Origin of the sequence: Qipengyuania citrea (genome assembly GCF_009828015.1) — a bacterium.
Lineage (GTDB): Bacteria > Pseudomonadota > Alphaproteobacteria > Sphingomonadales > Sphingomonadaceae > Qipengyuania > Qipengyuania citrea.
Genome location: NZ_WTYG01000003.1, coordinates 59543 through 75024 on the forward strand (window position 1 = coordinate 59543; position 15482 = coordinate 75024).

Here is a 15482-nt window from a genome sequence, read left to right on the forward strand (position 1 = left end):
TTCCCTTGTCCGCCATCACGATAGCTCTAGACTCGCGCGGGAGAATGGGTTTCGCCCGGGGGGTCATGCTTACATCCACGCATCTGCTGCGGCGCAGGCGATTCCTGCCGCTGTTCGTCACGCAGCTGTTCAACGCGTTCAACGACAATCTCTACAAGACCACGATGGTCCTGTTCGTGGTCTACGCGGTCTACAATGACGAAAGCACCGAAGCTGCCTTCAGCGGGCTGGCATCGGGGCTGTTCATCCTGCCGTTCTTCCTGCTGTCCGCACTGGCCGGACAGCTTGCCGACATGCGCGACAAGGCGCGGATCATCCGCACCGTCAAGCTGTGCGAAATCGGCCTGATGACAATCGGCGCGGCAGGGCTCTACATGGCCTGGCAAGGCATATTGGTTCAATCGGTCGCCATTCCGCTGCTGCTGCTGGCGCTGTTCCTGACCGGGGTGCAATCGACCTTCCTCGGCCCGATCAAATACGCGATCCTGCCCCAGCACCTGAAACAGGACGAGGTCCTGGCCGGGACCGGGCTGGTCGAAGCCGGCACCTATATCGCGATCCTCGCCGGGACGATCCTGGCGGGGCCGCTCGCTGTCGAACACACCGGCTGGGCTGCGATGGGGATCATCGTGATCGCCTGTATCGGCTATCTGGTCAGCCGGCAGGTGCCCGCTGCCCCGCCCATGGGCGAGGTCGAGAAACTCGACTGGCACATCCTGCGCGCCTCGGTGAAACTGGTGCGCGACACGATGCACAACGCCGAAGTCTATTACGCCATCCTGGCGATCAGCTTCTTCTGGACGATCGGCGCGGTCCTGTTCATCCAGTTCCCGCCACTGGCCAAGAACACCATCATGGCCAGCCCCGAAGTCGCCAGCCTGTTCCTCGTCGTTTTCTCCATCGGCGTGGCGATCGGGTCGGTGGCCATCAACACGCTGCTGAAAGGTCGCGTCTCGGCGCGCTATTCGCCGGTTTCGGTGATCGTCATGGGCGCATTCGTGGTCGCCTTCTATGTCGTGGCGAAGCTGTGGGAAGCGGACCAGCCGCAAAGCCTGCTCGGCGTGGGCGCGTTCCTCGCCTGGCCGATGGCGACCGTGCTGCTCGGCTGCCTGCTGGGGATCGCGATTGCGGGCGGAATGTTCGTCGTCCCGCTTTACGCCTTTCTCACCACCCGTGTCGCGCCGCACAAGGCTTCGCGCACGATTGCCGCGAACAATATCGTCAATTCGGGCGCAATGGTGGCCGGATCGCTGGTCGCCATGGCGATGAGCGCAATCGGCATTCCGATCACCGAACAGGTGCTGCTGTGCGCGGCGATGTGCCTGGTGTCCGCCTGGCTCGGCAAGCGGCTGGTTGCCGCCGAGAACGAGGCCGCCGACCTCGCCGCGACAATGCGCATCTAGACGATAAAGGCGAGCACGGCGGCGAGCGTGGCGAAATAGGTCGAGGCGGCACCGCGGACGTCCTGCGCGGTCAGGCGCCAGTCGACCGGGGCAACGGGAGCGATATCGGCGAATGCGCGGCGGCGCTGCGGCAGGCTGGCGCGGAACCAGTGGCGGCGGGACTCGGTCGAGAGGACTAGGGAGCGTCGCATAGGAAACAGTTAACGAATTCTTAAGGATGTTGTCTCCTGCTCCGGCGCGGTTGTCCCCCGCTGGTACGCCTCATTCCATCTCCAGCATTGCGCGGCGCCCTCGCGCGGCGCGATTGCACGCCGCGACCAGCCGGGCTAACCGCCGCAGCATGCAAGCGCCCGATACGCCCGCCGCAGCCAAACTCCTCGTCGATTGCCTGGCCGAGCAGGGGTGCGACCGCATCTTCACCGTTCCCGGCGAAAGCTTTCTCCAGGTCCTTGACGGCCTTGGTCGGCAGGACGCCATCGACGTGGTGACGTGCCGTCAGGAAGGCGGGGTCAGTTTCATGGCCTGCGCCGATGGCGCGATGACGGGGCGTCCCGGAGTGGCCTTCGTCACCCGCGGACCTGGCGCCACCAATGCGAGCATCGGCGTCCATGTCGCGCAGCAGGATTCGCAGCCGATGATCCTGTTCGTCGGCGATGTCGACAGCGAGATGCGCGACCGCGAAGGCTTCCAGGAAGTCGATTTCGCTGCCTTCTTCAGCCCGATTGCCAAGTGGGCCGCGCGGATCGATTCCGCCGATCGCATCCCCGAATATGTCGCGCGGGCCTATGCCACCGCGATCTCGGGACGCCCCGGCCCGGTCGTACTGGCCCTGCCCGAGGACATGCTCGGCCGCGAGACCGCCGCGACCCCACGCGCACGGGTGGAACGCCCCGCGCAGGCCCCCTGCCCCGATGCCATGCAGGCGATGATGGCGCTGATCGGCGACGCCGCCGCACCGCTCGCCGTAATCGGCGGCGCGGGCTGGAATGCGCGGGCACGCGCGCATTTCCAGGTGTTCGCCGAACGGCTCGGTCTGCCGGTTGCAACCGCCTTCCGCCGCCAGGATGCAATCTCACCTTCAAGTAAGGTTTATGCCGGCAATCTGGGCTATGGTCCCAATCCCAGGCTGGTCGAGCGCGTCAAACAGGCCGACCTGATCCTGGCGATCGGCGCGCGGCTGGGCGAGGCGACGACCGATGGCTATACCGTCCCGCCCCCGACCGCGCCCGACAGGCGGCTGGTCCATGTCCATCCCGATGCGGACGAACTCAACCGCGTCTATCCCGCCGACCTCGCGATTTGCGCCAGCATGGACGAATTCGCCGAAAGCGCCGCGCTGTGGGATGATGGCGCGGTCGTCGATTTCGACGCCGGGGCCGAAGCGCATCGCGAGTGGGAGGAATGGGCCACCGCGCATCCCAATGGCCACAGGCTCGACATGGGCCAGGCCGTGCAGTTCATGCGCGATACGCTGCCTGCCGACACCATCATCTGCAACGGCGCCGGCAATTTTGCCGGCTGGTGGCACCGTTACTGGCGCTATGAAGGCTTCCCCACCCAGTTGGCCCCGACCTGCGGGGCGATGGGCTATGGCGTGCCCGCCGCGGTCGCTGCCGCGCTGCGCCACCCCGACCGCACGGTCGTTGCCGTGGCGGGCGATGGCGATTTCCTGATGAACGGACAGGAACTGGCCACTGCCGCCCAGCATGGGGCGCAGATGATCGTCATCGTGGTCGACAATTCCGCTTACGGGACGATCCGCATGCACCAGGAACGCGAGTTTCCGGGCGAGGACCGGATCAGTGCGACCCGGCTTGCCAATCCCGACTTCGCCGCGCTGGCCGAGGCCTATGGCGCATGGTCGGCGCGCGCTGCCACCACCGACGAGTTCAAGGACGCGCTCGTCGCCGCGCAGGGGCGCAGCGGTTTGCGCCTGATCCACTGCACGATCGATATCGAGCAATTGGCTGCCAGCGGCGCCAGCGTGAGCGGTTTGCGCGGGCGCTAGGCGGCGAAGCGGGTCAGATCCCCGCCATGGCGCAGATCACCGACCATTCGTCAGGCTTGATCTCCGCCACCGACAGGCGTGACAGCTTGACGAGTTCGCAATCCGCCAACTTGGGTTCGGCCTTGATCTGCTTGAGCGTCACAGGATGCGGCAGCTTGGTCTTCGGCTTGACCTTGACCGCGGCCCATTTGCCCTCGGGGTCGGTGGGATCCATGATCCCGGCCACGCTGACTTCGCAGATGCCAACGATCTCGAGCCCTTCGCGTGAGTGGTAGAAGAACACCTGGTCGCCCACTTCCATCGCCGCGAGGTTGTTCTTGGCCCGGTGGTTGCGCACGCCGTCCCAGGTCCCCTCCTCTTCTGCGACGAGATCGTCCCAGCTGTATTTGAAGGGTTCCGATTTCATCAGCCAGTAACGCATCGCGTAACCATCTCCGTCTACTCATTCGCGTGCCTGCGCCGTTAGCCGCTGCAGCGAGAGCTGACCACCCTGCGCAGCGCCGGCCCCCCACCTTGCGCGGTTAACCTGTTTTTAGGCGGCGCGCCTTAAGCAAGCGGAACTCAGCCAAGCCAGGGGGCGGGATTGACCGCGAACAAGACCACGACCAAGGACGCCCGATCCCCGCGAAAGGGCGTGCAGACGCGCCGCCGCGACCATGATGTCGTGACGCTGGGGATCGCTTTTGCGGCGATCATCCTGTTCGTGGGCACGGCCGGCGTAGTGCTGCCCAACCTGATCGAGGCATGGACGGGCGACAACCCCTCGCCAGATTCGGCGCTGACCAATGCCCTCCTGCTCAACATTGCGCTGATCCTGCTCGGCTGGCATCGCTACAAGGCGCTCACCGAAGAACTCAACTCGCGCCGCGAATCCGAGGAAGAGGCCCGCCGCCTCGCCGATATCGACCACCTCACCGGATGTCAGAACCGCCGCAGTTTCACCACTGCGCTGGGCGATCTGCTGCACGATCTGGAACGCCGCGAGGAAGCGCTGGCGGCGATCGCGGTGGATCTCGACAATTTCAAGCAGGTCAACGACCTCCACGGCCACCAGGCAGGCGACGAAGTGCTGCGCGTTACTGCCGGACGGATCCAGCGCCTGCTGCCCGAAGGCGGCATTCTGGCCCGGCTCGGCGGCGATGAATTCGTCTGCGTCGTCCCTTATCACCCGCAGGTGCCCGACCGGGTCGACCAACTGGCAACGCGGATGGTCGAGAACGTCGCGCGGCCGGTCGAATATGGCGACATGCCGGTGGATGTGACGATGTCGATCGGGATCGCCTCGAGCACGCAGATGGACAATGTGCGCGACGGGACCGCTGCCGCCCAGACGCTGATGCACAAGGCGGACATCGCCATGTATCACGCCAAGAAGCAGGGCAAGAACCGCTTCTACTGGTTCGAACCGCAGATGGAAAACGAACTGCGCTTCCGCAACGAACTGGAAGCGGGCATCCGGCGCGGCATCGTGAACGGCGAATTCCTGCCCTATTACGAACAGCAGATCGATCTCGACAGCGGCAAGCTGGTCGGCTTCGAAATGCTCGCCCGGTGGGAATCCCCCGAAATGGGCGTGGTCGGACCCGATATCTTCATCCCCATCGCCGAGGAAATCGGCGTGATCGGCGAAATGAGCGAGGCGTTGATCACGCGCGCGTTCGAAGATGCCAAGAAATGGGATTCGGACCTCTCGCTTTCGGTCAATATCTCGCCGGTCCAGATGCGCGACCCCTGGTTCGCCCAGAAGCTGCTCAAGCTGCTGGTACGCCACAATTTCCCCGCCAACCGCTTGGACATCGAGATCACCGAGAGCTGCCTGCACGAAAACGTCGGCATGGTTCGGTCGATGATCTCGAGCCTGCGCAATCAGGGCGTGAAGATCAGCCTCGACGATTTCGGCACCGGCTATTCGAGCCTGTCGCAATTGCGCGCGCTGCCGTTCGACCGGATCAAGATCGACCGTGCGTTCATTTCCGAACTCAAGCAGGAAGAGCACGGGGCCAAGCTCGTCGATGCGATCCTGACGATGAGCGACGGGCTGAACCTGCCGGTCACCGCCGAGGGGATCGAGAACGAAGTCGTGCTCGAAACGCTCAAGCGGATGGGCAAGATGAAGGGCCAAGGCTATCATTACGGCCGCCCGGAACCCGCCGCCAAGGTGCTCGAACGGCTCGACCAGCAGAACCTGCTGGCCAAGGACCGGCTCGACAATGTGACCGAAGTCGACTTCACCGCGCAGGAACATCGCCCCGGCGGCGGCAAACGCGCCGGCTGATCCGCACTGGACGCTCTGCGGGCGAATGCATAGATGCGCTGCACAATGCGCGTCGATTTCGTAAAAATGCATGGCTTGGGCAACGACTTCGTCGTGCTCGATGCGCGTGCGCAGGCCTTGCCGCCGCTTGGCGAGGGCATGGCGAGCGCGTTGGCCGACCGCCGCAGCGGCATCGGCTGCGACCAGCTGATCCTGCTCGAACCCAGCGGCGCTGCCGATTTCCGCATGCGGATCTTCAACGCTGACGGCAGCGAAGTGGGCGCCTGCGGCAATGCCAGCCGCGCGGTCGCCCTGCTTCATGGCAAGCCTGCGCGGGTCGAAACGGGCGGCGGCATAATTGCGGTCGAACCGCGCGGCGACGGGGCCAGCGTCGACATGGGCGAACCGCGCTTCGACTGGCAGGATATTCCGCTGGCCTATGGCATGGACACCGCGCTGATGCCGGTGAGCTGGGAGGGCCTGGACCAGCCGGGTGCAGTCAATGTCGGAAACCCGCATGTCGTCTTCTTCGTCGCGGATTGCGATGCCGTGCCGCTCGACCGGATTGGCCCCGAGATCGAAACCGATCCGCTGTTTCCCGAGCGCGTCAACGTCAACGTCGCGAGCGTGACCGACCGTGGGCACATCCGGCTGCGCGTCTGGGAACGCGGCGCCGGCCTTACCCGGGCCTGCGGCACCGGCGCCTGCGCCACCGCGGTCCATGCCATGCGCCGCGGCCTTGTCGAACGCGATGTGGCCGTGGCCCTGCCCGGCGGGACGCTGACGATCGCCTGGGGCGAGGACAACCGGATCCGCATGACCGGACCCGCGACCGAGGCCTATCGCGGCAGCTTCGAATGGGGCGATTTCGCGTGAGCGGCACGCAGGTCATCACGCTGGGTTGCCGGCTCAACCTGTCCGAAAGCGAACAGATCCGCGCGATGCTGGCGCGCGAGGACGATCTCGTCGTGGTCAACAGCTGCGCAGTAACGAGCGAAGCGGTGCGCCAGACGCGCCAGGCGATCCGCCGCGCCCGCCGCGCCAATCCCGATGCGCGTCTGCTGGTGACCGGCTGCGCGGGCGATATCGAGCGCGACCAGCTGGCCGCAATGCCCGAAGTCGACGGTTTCGTCGCCAATACGCAAAAGCTCGATCCGCGCGCGTGGAACGCCCCGGCCAACGTACCGCCCACCCCGCAGGACCGCACGCGCGCCTTCATCGCCGTCCAGAACGGCTGCGACCATGCCTGCACCTTCTGCGTCATTCCGCAGGGACGCGGGTCGAGCCGCTCGCTGACCATCGGGCAAGTGCTGGGCGAAGTCGAACGCCATCTCGATCACGGTGCAGCCGAAGTGGTGCTGACCGGTGTCGACGTGACGTCCTGGGGGCATGACCTGCCCGACACTCCGCCGCTGGGCGCGCTGGTCGAGGCGGTACTGCGCCGCTTCCCGCAGCTCGAGCGGCTGCGCATGTCCTCGCTCGACGGGATCGAGATCGATCCGCTGCTGTTCGAGCTGTTCGCCGGCGAGTGGCGGCTGATGCCGCACCTGCACCTGTCACTGCAGCACGGGCATGACCTCATCCTCAAGCGCATGAAGCGCCGCCATTCGCGCGCCGACGCGATCGATCTGGTTACCCGGCTGGCAGCGCGGCGCCCCGACCTTGCCGTCGGCGCCGATCTGATCGCGGGCTTTCCGACCGAAACCGAAGAGCACCACGCGGCCAATCTGGCGATCATCCGCGAACTGCGGATCGTCCACGCGCATGTCTTCCCCTATTCGCCCCGCCCGGACACGCCAGCCGCGCGCATGCCGCAGGTCGATCGCGCCACGATCAAGCGGCGCGCTGCCGATCTGCGCGATACCGCGCGCACGACACGCGACGCGTGGCTATCCACGCTCGTCGAAAAGCCGCATGCGGTCCTCGCCGAACGCGATGGTACCGGCTACACCCCGCATTTCGCACGCGTCGCGCTGCCCGGCACGGTACCCGCGGGCACGATCACCACGGTGACGCCGTCCAAGCATGAGAATGGCCTTCTAGAATGACCGAGAAGCAGAGCTGGAGCGACCGGCTGTTCGGCGGGTTTCGCAAGACCTCCGAGAAACTGACCAGCAATCTGACCGAAGTGGTCGGCACGGCAAAGCTCGACGATGCCACGCTCGACGACGTCGAGGACGCGCTGATCCTGTCGGACCTCGGACCGGCCGCGGCTGCACGAGTTCGTGCGAAACTATCCGAAAAGCGGTTCGGGCTGGAGATTACCGAGCAGGAACTGAAGGACGCGGTCGCCGAAGAAATCGCCGCAATCCTGCGGCCGGTGGCCAAACCGCTCGAGATCACCGCCTTTCCGCGCCCGCAGGTGCTGCTGGTGATCGGCGTCAACGGCAGCGGCAAGACCACGACGATCGCCAAGCTGGCACACCTGTTTCAGGAAGACGATTACGCCGTCATGCTGGCGGCCGGCGATACGTTCCGCGCAGCGGCCATCGGCCAGCTGGCGACGTGGGCCGACCGTGTCGGCGTGCCGCTGGTGCGCGGACCCGAAGGCGGCGATCCTGCCTCGATCGTGTTCGACGCGGTGAAGAAGGCGACCGAAGCCGGCACCGACGCACTGATTGTCGACACCGCCGGACGTCTGCAGAACAAGCGCGAGCTGATGGACGAACTCGCGAAGATCCGCAAAGTCCTCGGCCGGCTCAACCCCGAAGCCCCGCATGACGTGGTGCTCGTCCTCGATGCGACCAACGGCCAGAACGCGCTGTCCCAGATCGATGTGTTCAAGGAAGTTGCCGGGGTCACCGGCCTCGTGATGACCAAGCTCGACGGCACCGCGCGCGGCGGGGTGCTGGTCCAGGCGGCCGAACAATACGGCCTGCCCATCCACGCGATCGGCGTGGGCGAAAAAATCGACGACCTGCGGCCCTTCGATCCCGATCTGGTGGCGCGCGTGATTGCAGGAGTAGCCTGATGACCGAGAGTGCCAAACCCAAGCCCAAGACCGGCTGGCTCAACATCCTCGTCGATTACGGGCCGCTGCTGGTCTTCCTTGGCGTGTACAAGTTCTACCAGCCGCCTGAAACGTCGACCTTCGGGGAAATCGCCGCGGTAATCTACGGGACGATCGCCTTCATGATCGCGGCGGTCGCCGCGCTGGTCTTCAGCAAATTCAAGTTCGGCCATGTCAGCCCGATGCTGATCCTCTCGACTGCACTGATCGTGGGGTTCGGCGGGCTGACCATCTGGCTGCAGGATGAAAAGTTCATCCAGATCAAGCCGACCGCAATCTACCTCTTGTTCGGCGTGCTGCTGCTCGGCGGCTGGCTGCGCGGCAAGGCGCTGCTCCAGATCCTGCTCGAAGCCGCTTTCGAAGGCGTGGACCGCGAAGGATGGCTCAAGCTGTCGCGCAATTGGGGCGTGTTCTTCGTGTTCATGGCAGGCCTGAACGAAGTCCTGCGGCTGCAGCTGGACTTCGAAAGTTGGCTGTGGGCGAAGCTGTGGGTGTTCATGCCGCTCAGCTTCCTCTTCACCTTCAGCCAGATCCCCATGCTGCTCAAACACGGACTGGCGATCGAAGACCGCGATGAAGTGGTCAAGGACGAGCCGCCTACGGCTTAGGCTAGGAAAAACCTCAACCCAAATCGAAGTTCGGGTTCGGCCCCCCTGCTGGCCCGGCTTTCTACTAATTTTCTAACCCGACCACAGTGAACCTGCTGGCAGTTCCCAGCCGGTGGTCAATGCCGCACCCGGGGGCGCAGCCCCCGCATCCTGCAATCAGATTTCCACCTGGCTGCCCAGTTCGACCACGCGGTTGGTGGGCAGACGGAAGAAGTCCATCGCAGTCGCGGCGTTGCGCAGCATCCAGGCGAAGATCTTCTCGCGCCAGATCGGCATGCCGGGCTTGTCGCTGGCGAGCAGCGTCTGACGGCTCAGGAAGAAGCTGGTGTGCATCATGTCGAATTCGCCGCCACAGCGCTCCATTTCCTTCAGCCCCTGCGGAACATTGGTTTCCTGCATGAAGCCATAATGCAGCACCGCACGGTAGAAACCGTCGCCCAGATCGTGGATCTCACACCGCTTGTCGCTGTCGACATAGGGGCTGTCGGCAATCAGCACGGTGAGGATCACCACGCGTTCGTGCAGCACCTTGTTGTGCTTGATATTATGCAGCAATGCGCTCGGCACGCCGGCGGTCTGGCTGGCCATGAAGATCGCAGTGCCCGGCACGCGGGTCGCCGAATTCTTCGCGCTCTTGGCGAAAATCTCGATCGGCAGCGCGGTCTCGCTCATCCGGTCGCGCATCAGTTTGCGCCCGCGCGCCCAGGTCGTGAGTAGCGTGAATGCCACGAGACCGACCACCAGCGGGAACCAGCCGCCGTCGGGGACCTTGGCCAGATTGGCCGCGAAATAGGCGCCGTCGACGATCAGGAAGAAGGCCACCACCGGGAGTGCGATGAACCATTTCCATTTCCAAACTCCGACGAACAGCACGCCCATCAGCAGCGTATCGATCGTCACCGCGCCGGTCACCGCGATGCCATAGGCTGCCGCGAGGTTCGACGAGGTCTGGAAGGTCAGCACGAGGATGATCACCGCGACCATCAGCGCCCAGTTGACCACCGGAATGTAGATCTGGCCCGCCTCGGTTTCGCTGGTGTGGCGGATCGACAGGCGCGGCATGAAACCCAGCTGCATGGCCTGGTGGGTAATGCTGAAGGCGCCCGAAATCACCGCCTGGCTGGCGATGAAGGTCGCCACTGTCGCCAGGATGACCAGCGGCAGGCGGAACTCTTCGCTGGCGAGCAGGAAGAACGGGTTGCGCACGACTTCGGCGGCCTGTTCGGGCGGCAGGCCCGCGATCATCGCGCCCTGTCCGAAATAGTTGAGCAGCAGGCATGGCATCACGAAGCCGAACCACGACAGGCGCATCGGCCCGCGTCCGAAATGGCCCATGTCCGAATATAGCGCTTCGGATCCCGTCACTGCCAGCACCACGGCGCCCAGCGCGAAGAAGGCCACCGCGCCGTCGGTGACGAAGAACATCACCGCGTAATAGGGGTTCAGCGCCCACAGGATATCGGGGTTCTGGATGATCTGGTTGAGGCCGAGCCCAGCAATGGTGATGAAATAGACGATCATCACCGGCGCGAAGAGCGCCCCCACCTTGGCCGTACCCCGGCTCTGCAGCAGGAACAGGAAGATCAGCAGGACCAAGGCGATCGGGATCACCAGCGGGTCGAGCCCCGGATTGACCACGGTAAGTCCTTCGACCGCGGACAACACCGAGATCGCCGGCGTGATCATGCTGTCGCCGTAGAACAGCGAAGTCGCAAACACCCCGAGCAGGACGACCAGCCAGCCATAGCTCGACTTGCCGATATGGCGGCTGAGCAGTGCAACGAGCGCGAGGCTGCCGCCCTGCCCCTTGTTGTCGGCGCGCATCAGAATCGTGACATACTGGATCGAGACGACGATCAGCATCGACCAGAAGATCAGGCTGACGACGCCCAGGACGTGAAGCCGGTCGATCGCAATATTCGCCGCCCCGGCGAAAGTTTCGCGGAAGGCGTATAACGGACTGGTGCCGATGTCGCCGAAGACCACGCCGACCGCGCCGACAGCCAGCGCCGTGCGCGAGCCGCTGTGGCGGTGGCCATGGCCGTCTTTCGACGGCACACCCTCGGGAACCGGGTCTTGCGCTAACGCAGTGTCGTTCATGTGGGATCGGTTTCCGACAACATCGTGTCACTTGGCCTGTATGGCGAAGTTGCGGGCGTTAGCAGCATCGCTTCGCACCCGCAACAAGCCGTACAAGCGCTTGTTTAATCGGGACTTTGCACGGCGCCGCCTACCGGTCCGGCGGCAAGGATGGCTTCCAGCCTGTCGAGTCGGGCGGCCAGCGGGGCGCGCCACTCCGCCTGTTCGGGAGCCGATTGCAGCAATTCGCGCCAAAGCTCCAGCGTCCGTCCGGGTTCACCACCGCGCAGGAAGGCGAGTCCGAGGAAATAGGTCGGTGCCGGATTGTCGGGTGCCACCGCCTCGGCCTGCGAATAGGCGTAAAGCGCCGCGGCTGTCAGCTGGCCATCGGCATGTTCGACCAAGGCATTGCCCAGCGCCAGCCAGGCTTCGCTGTCAGCGGGGTTTTCCGCGACGGCGTTGCGCAGGAAATTCGCCGCCTGTTCGTGCTGGCCGCGCCGGGTGAAAGCATCGGCGGTGACCACGAAGCGCGAGGGAAGCCTGCCTTCGGGATAGAATTCGCGCCGCGCCACGACCATCATTTCACCCGTCTGCGCGGTCTCGTCGACCACCGGGTCGGCAGGCGCGCCGGGCTGTCCCGGATTACCGTGCATGGCATAGCCGGCGAGGCCGAACAGCAGCGCCGAACCGAACAGCATCCACAGCGCGCGGGGCAGCTTGAGCAAATAGACCGCGAGCGCGAAGACCAGCGCGGCAAGCGCGATGATGGGAAGCCAGCTCATGCGCGTTTCCGGAACCGGCGCAGCAGGATCGCCCCCGCCACCGCTATCAGCAGCAGCGGGATGGCGAACAGCGGCCAGGTCGTGGCGCTGACTGCCGGCTTATAGCTGACATAATCGCCATAGCGCTGGATCAGCCAGCTGCGGATCTCGTCGGGGCTCTCTCCCGCCGCCACCCGGATGCGCACCTGGTGGCGCATGTCGCCGGCCATCGGCGCGTCGCTGTCCGCGATCGATTGCGACTGGCACTTGAGGCAGCGCAAGGTCTCCATCAGCTCCTGCGCCGCCGCTTCCTGGGCGGGATCCTCGAGCTGGCGATAGGCGAAGGGCGCTGGCGGCATGGTTTGCTGCGCCGCCAGCGGCATGGCGAACGCGAGGCAGAAAGCGGCAAGTGCGGGACGCGTCATCGGGCCTTCTCCAGCTCGTCCAGCAGGATCGGCACGTCCCGTGCCCGGATATCACCGATATGCTGGTAGCGGATGACACCCTGGCCATCGATCACGAAGGTTTCAGGCACCCCCGAAGACCCGATCGCCAGCTGCACTTCGGACAGATCGTCGCGTCCGATATGGGTGTAGGGATTGCCATGCTGCGCGAGGAATCCGGCAACATCCTCGGGGCGGTCGCGAATGGCGATGCCGACGATCTTCGCTCCCTGCTGCTCGAGGCTTTCGAGCTGCGGCGCCTCGGCGATGCAGGGCAGGCACCAGCTGGCCCAGATATTGAGCAGCCGCGGCTCACCATCGGCAAAGGTGCCGCTCTTGACCCCTTCCACGCCGTCCATCGCCGGCGGAAGGTCGAAATAGGGCAGCGGCTGGCCGACCATCCCGCTTTGGACGAAATCGTCCTTCGGCTGGGTAAGCTGATAGGCTGCCAGGCCGACAAAGGCGGCAAAGGCGAACAGCGGAACCCACAGACGCCAGCTCATGCCAGTGCCTCCCGGTCGGCGCGCCGTTCGGCAATGCGCGCGGCCAGGCGACGGTGGCGAAGGTCGGTCAGCACCCGGCCGATCAGCGCGAGCAATCCGCCCAGCGCGATCAGCAGGCCGCCGTACCAGATCAGCGTGACGAAGGGTTTCCACCACAGCCGCAGCTGCCAGCGACCGTCAGGCGACCGATCGCCGACCACGGCGTAGAGCTGGCCGTTCCAGCGTGTCGCCAGCGCGCTTTCGGTGGTCTGCTGCGGCGGGGCCCAGAAATTGCGCGACTGCGGCGTCAGCTCGCGCGCTTCGCCGTCTCCATAGTGCGCGGAAAGACGGGCCTGGACCGCGGTCCAGTTCGGTCCGGCCACCGGTTCGACCCCTTCCAGGACGACGGTCCAAAGGCCCACCGTGGCGGTATCGCCCTGTTCGATCGCGGCGAGCCGTTCCTCGGTGAAGGCACTTTCGCTGGCCATGCCGATCAGCGCGACCGCGATGCCGAAATGGGCGACGACCATGCCCCAGGTCGCCAGCGGTGTGCGTGCCAGGTTGCGCCCGCGCAACGGCAGCCAGCTGGCCACCGCCAGTCCGATCCCGAAAGCCAGTCCGAGCAGCGGCAGCAGACCGATTTCCGTCAGCAGGCTGGTCAGGACCAGCGCGGCCACCACCAGCGCCGCGGTCAGCGCTACTTCCTTGCCGATCCGGTCGATGCGATCCTCGCGCCAGCGCAGCAGCGGACCCACGGCCATTACCGCGAACATCGGAATGGCGAAGATTGCCCCCACCGGATTGAAATATGGCGGCCCCACCGACACGCGGACATCGAAGGCTTCGGTCAGCAGCGGGTACAGCGTGCCTAGCAGGACGATCGCCAGAATGGCACTGAGCATGACGTTGTTGAACACCAGCGCGCCCTCGCGGCTTGCCAGCGCAAACCGTTCGCCTTCGCTGATCGTGTTGGCGCGCAGGGCGAACAGCAGCAGCGCGCCGCCGATAAAGATGCCCAGCAAGACGAGGATGAACGTGCCGCGTTCGGGATCGACCGCGAAGGCATGGACGCTGGTCAGGATGCCCGACCGCACGAGGAAGGTCCCCACCATACTCATCGAGAAGGCCACCACGCCCAGCATGATCGTCCATGTCCGCAAGGCGTCGCGGCTGGCGAGGACGCTGGCCGAATGCAGCAGCGCAGTGGCTGCCAGCCATGGCATGAGCGAGGCGTTCTCGACCGGGTCCCAGAACCACCAGCCGCCCCAGCCAAGCTCGTAATAGGCCCAATAGCTGCCCGCGGTGATCCCGATCGTCAGCATGATCCAAGCGGCCAGCACCCAGGGCCGCATTGCGCGCGCGAAATCGGGAGTTACCTGCCGGGTCAGCAACGCACCCACCGCGAAGCTGAAAGCGACCGACAGGCCAACATAGCCGAGATAGAGCGTGGGCGGGTGGAAGGCGAGACCGATATCCTGCAGCAGGGGGTTGAGGCCCATTCCCTCTGCCGCGGGGACAGGCAGCCGCTCGAAGGGGTTCGAACTGAGCAGCAGAAAGGCATAGAATCCGAGCGAGACAACGCCCTGCGCCGCGAGCGTTGCGTTCATCGTCCGCTCGGGCAGGCGCCGTTCGACCAGTGCGATCAGCGCCCCCGCCAGGCCCATCACCATGACCCACAGCAGCATCGAACCTTCGTGATTGCCCCAGGTGCCCGATAATTTGAACACCAGCGGCTTCAGCGAGTGCGAATTCGATGCCACCAGCTTGACCGACAGATCGGTGATGGCGAACAGCCAGACGAGCATGGCGAAGGAGAAGGTTACCAGCACGCCCTGGACGATCGCCGCGGGGCGGATCAGCGCGGCCAGTTCGCTCGCATTACCGGCGCGCAGAGCCAGGAAACCAGCGATCATCTGGAGCGCGGCAAGCGCGGCGGCAAGCCACAGGGCCGCAAGACCGAGTTCGGCGATCATTCGAGACCTACCGTGGTTTCTTCGGCCATTTCGGCAGCGCGGTGCTGCTCCATTTCCTGCAGCTCGCGCGGGACGTAGTTCTCGTCGTGCTTGGCCAGCAAATTATCCGCGATAAAGGTCCCGCCGGGACCGAGCCGCCCCTCCGCAACCACACCCGAACCCTCGACGAACAAATCAGGCGCAATACCGCTGAACCGGACAGGAACGCGCGCGCCATCGTTGCCCGTTACCGCGAATGTCAGCGTGACGCCGTCCGCCGCAGTCTGCAACGACCCCTCTTCGACCATGCCGCCGAGTCGCACCGCCTGGCCGGGTTCGGGCGGGTTTTCGAGCATCTGTTCGGGCAGGTAGAAATAGCTTGCCTGATTGCGCAGCGCATAAGCCGCCAGCAGTCCCGCCCCGATCAGCGCGAACAGCGCCAGGACGACAAGCACGAGCCGCTGGTGTTTGGGTTTCATCGC

Annotated in this window: 15 protein-coding genes; 7 read left to right on the forward strand and 8 right to left on the reverse strand. The window is 65.1% G+C overall.

Features of this window, described 5'->3' with window-relative positions; translation table 11 throughout:
- The first annotated feature begins 65 nt into the window (after positions 1 to 65).
- The gene (locus GRI55_RS10310) at positions 66 to 1403 is read left to right on the forward strand and encodes an MFS transporter (protein WP_160767115.1); all 1338 of its coding nucleotides are present in this window, start codon (positions 66 to 68) and stop codon (positions 1401 to 1403) included.
- Here GRI55_RS10310 and GRI55_RS10315 read toward each other — a convergent pair.
- The gene (locus tag GRI55_RS10315) at positions 1400 to 1594 is read right to left on the reverse strand and encodes a hypothetical protein (RefSeq protein ID WP_050599991.1); all 195 of its coding nucleotides are present in this window, start codon (positions 1592 to 1594) and stop codon (positions 1400 to 1402) included. The genes GRI55_RS10310 and GRI55_RS10315 overlap by 4 nt on opposite strands.
- 149 nt (positions 1595 to 1743) lie before the next feature.
- Here GRI55_RS10315 and GRI55_RS10320 point away from each other — a divergent pair, with 149 nt between their 5' ends.
- Complete coding sequence (locus GRI55_RS10320) at positions 1744 to 3411, forward strand: thiamine pyrophosphate-binding protein (RefSeq protein ID WP_160767116.1); 1668 nt, start codon at positions 1744 to 1746, stop codon at positions 3409 to 3411.
- Between the two features lie 13 nt (positions 3412 to 3424).
- Here GRI55_RS10320 and GRI55_RS10325 read toward each other — a convergent pair whose 3' ends face one another.
- Positions 3425 to 3832: an EVE domain-containing protein gene (locus GRI55_RS10325; protein WP_050599993.1), complete on the reverse strand. Its 408-nt coding sequence runs from the start codon at positions 3830 to 3832 to the stop codon at positions 3425 to 3427.
- A gap of 162 nt (positions 3833 to 3994) precedes the next feature.
- Between GRI55_RS10325 and GRI55_RS10330 the strand changes: the two genes are divergently transcribed.
- Genes GRI55_RS10330 through GRI55_RS10350 form a run of 5 tightly spaced genes read left to right on the forward strand, consistent with a single transcriptional unit; the run spans position 3995 to position 9283 of the window.
- Positions 3995 to 5686 (forward strand): putative bifunctional diguanylate cyclase/phosphodiesterase, encoded by a 1692-nt coding sequence (locus GRI55_RS10330; protein WP_063512901.1) that lies wholly within the window; start codon positions 3995 to 3997, stop codon positions 5684 to 5686.
- A gap of 45 nt (positions 5687 to 5731) precedes the next feature.
- The gene (gene dapF, locus GRI55_RS10335) at positions 5732 to 6541 is read left to right on the forward strand and encodes a diaminopimelate epimerase (RefSeq protein WP_160767117.1); all 810 of its coding nucleotides are present in this window, start codon (positions 5732 to 5734) and stop codon (positions 6539 to 6541) included.
- Entirely contained in the window at positions 6538 to 7713 is a 1176-nt protein-coding gene (locus tag GRI55_RS10340; RefSeq protein WP_160767118.1) for a MiaB/RimO family radical SAM methylthiotransferase, read from the forward strand. Before dapF ends, GRI55_RS10340 begins: the two co-directional genes overlap by 4 nt.
- A complete protein-coding gene (gene ftsY / locus GRI55_RS10345) occupies positions 7710 to 8636 on the forward strand; it encodes a signal recognition particle-docking protein FtsY (protein ID WP_160767119.1) in 927 nt (308 codons plus the stop codon). Before GRI55_RS10340 ends, ftsY begins: the two co-directional genes overlap by 4 nt.
- On the forward strand, positions 8636 to 9283 hold the full coding sequence (locus GRI55_RS10350; protein WP_160767120.1) for an inner membrane-spanning protein YciB: 648 nt from the start codon (positions 8636 to 8638) through the stop codon (positions 9281 to 9283). The genes ftsY and GRI55_RS10350 overlap by 1 nt, the downstream gene beginning before the upstream one ends.
- A 156-nt stretch (positions 9284 to 9439) precedes the next feature.
- Here GRI55_RS10350 and GRI55_RS10355 read toward each other — a convergent pair whose 3' ends face one another.
- The 6 genes from GRI55_RS10355 to ccmE form a co-directional block, all read right to left on the reverse strand.
- Positions 9440 to 11383, reverse strand: coding sequence for a potassium transporter Kup (locus GRI55_RS10355; protein ID WP_050599998.1), 1944 nt, complete (start codon positions 11381 to 11383; stop codon positions 9440 to 9442).
- A 104-nt stretch (positions 11384 to 11487) separates the two neighbouring features.
- Positions 11488 to 12144, reverse strand: a complete 657-nt coding sequence (locus tag GRI55_RS10360; protein ID WP_050599999.1) for a tetratricopeptide repeat protein — start codon at positions 12142 to 12144, stop codon at positions 11488 to 11490.
- Positions 12141 to 12548: a cytochrome c-type biogenesis protein gene (locus GRI55_RS10365; protein ID WP_160767121.1), complete on the reverse strand. Its 408-nt coding sequence runs from the start codon at positions 12546 to 12548 to the stop codon at positions 12141 to 12143. Before GRI55_RS10365 ends, GRI55_RS10360 begins: the two co-directional genes overlap by 4 nt.
- A complete protein-coding gene (locus GRI55_RS10370) occupies positions 12545 to 13069 on the reverse strand; it encodes a DsbE family thiol:disulfide interchange protein (RefSeq protein ID WP_160767122.1) in 525 nt (174 codons plus the stop codon). The genes GRI55_RS10365 and GRI55_RS10370 overlap by 4 nt, the downstream gene beginning before the upstream one ends.
- On the reverse strand, positions 13066 to 15021 hold the full coding sequence (locus GRI55_RS10375; RefSeq protein ID WP_160767123.1) for a heme lyase CcmF/NrfE family subunit: 1956 nt from the start codon (positions 15019 to 15021) through the stop codon (positions 13066 to 13068). Before GRI55_RS10375 ends, GRI55_RS10370 begins: the two co-directional genes overlap by 4 nt.
- Positions 15018 to 15479 carry a cytochrome c maturation protein CcmE gene (gene ccmE / locus GRI55_RS10380; RefSeq protein WP_083437312.1) on the reverse strand — a complete coding sequence of 154 codons (462 nt, stop codon included), beginning with the start codon at positions 15477 to 15479 and terminating at the stop codon, positions 15018 to 15020. Before ccmE ends, GRI55_RS10375 begins: the two co-directional genes overlap by 4 nt.
- Positions 15480 to 15482: the final 3 nt, after the last annotated feature.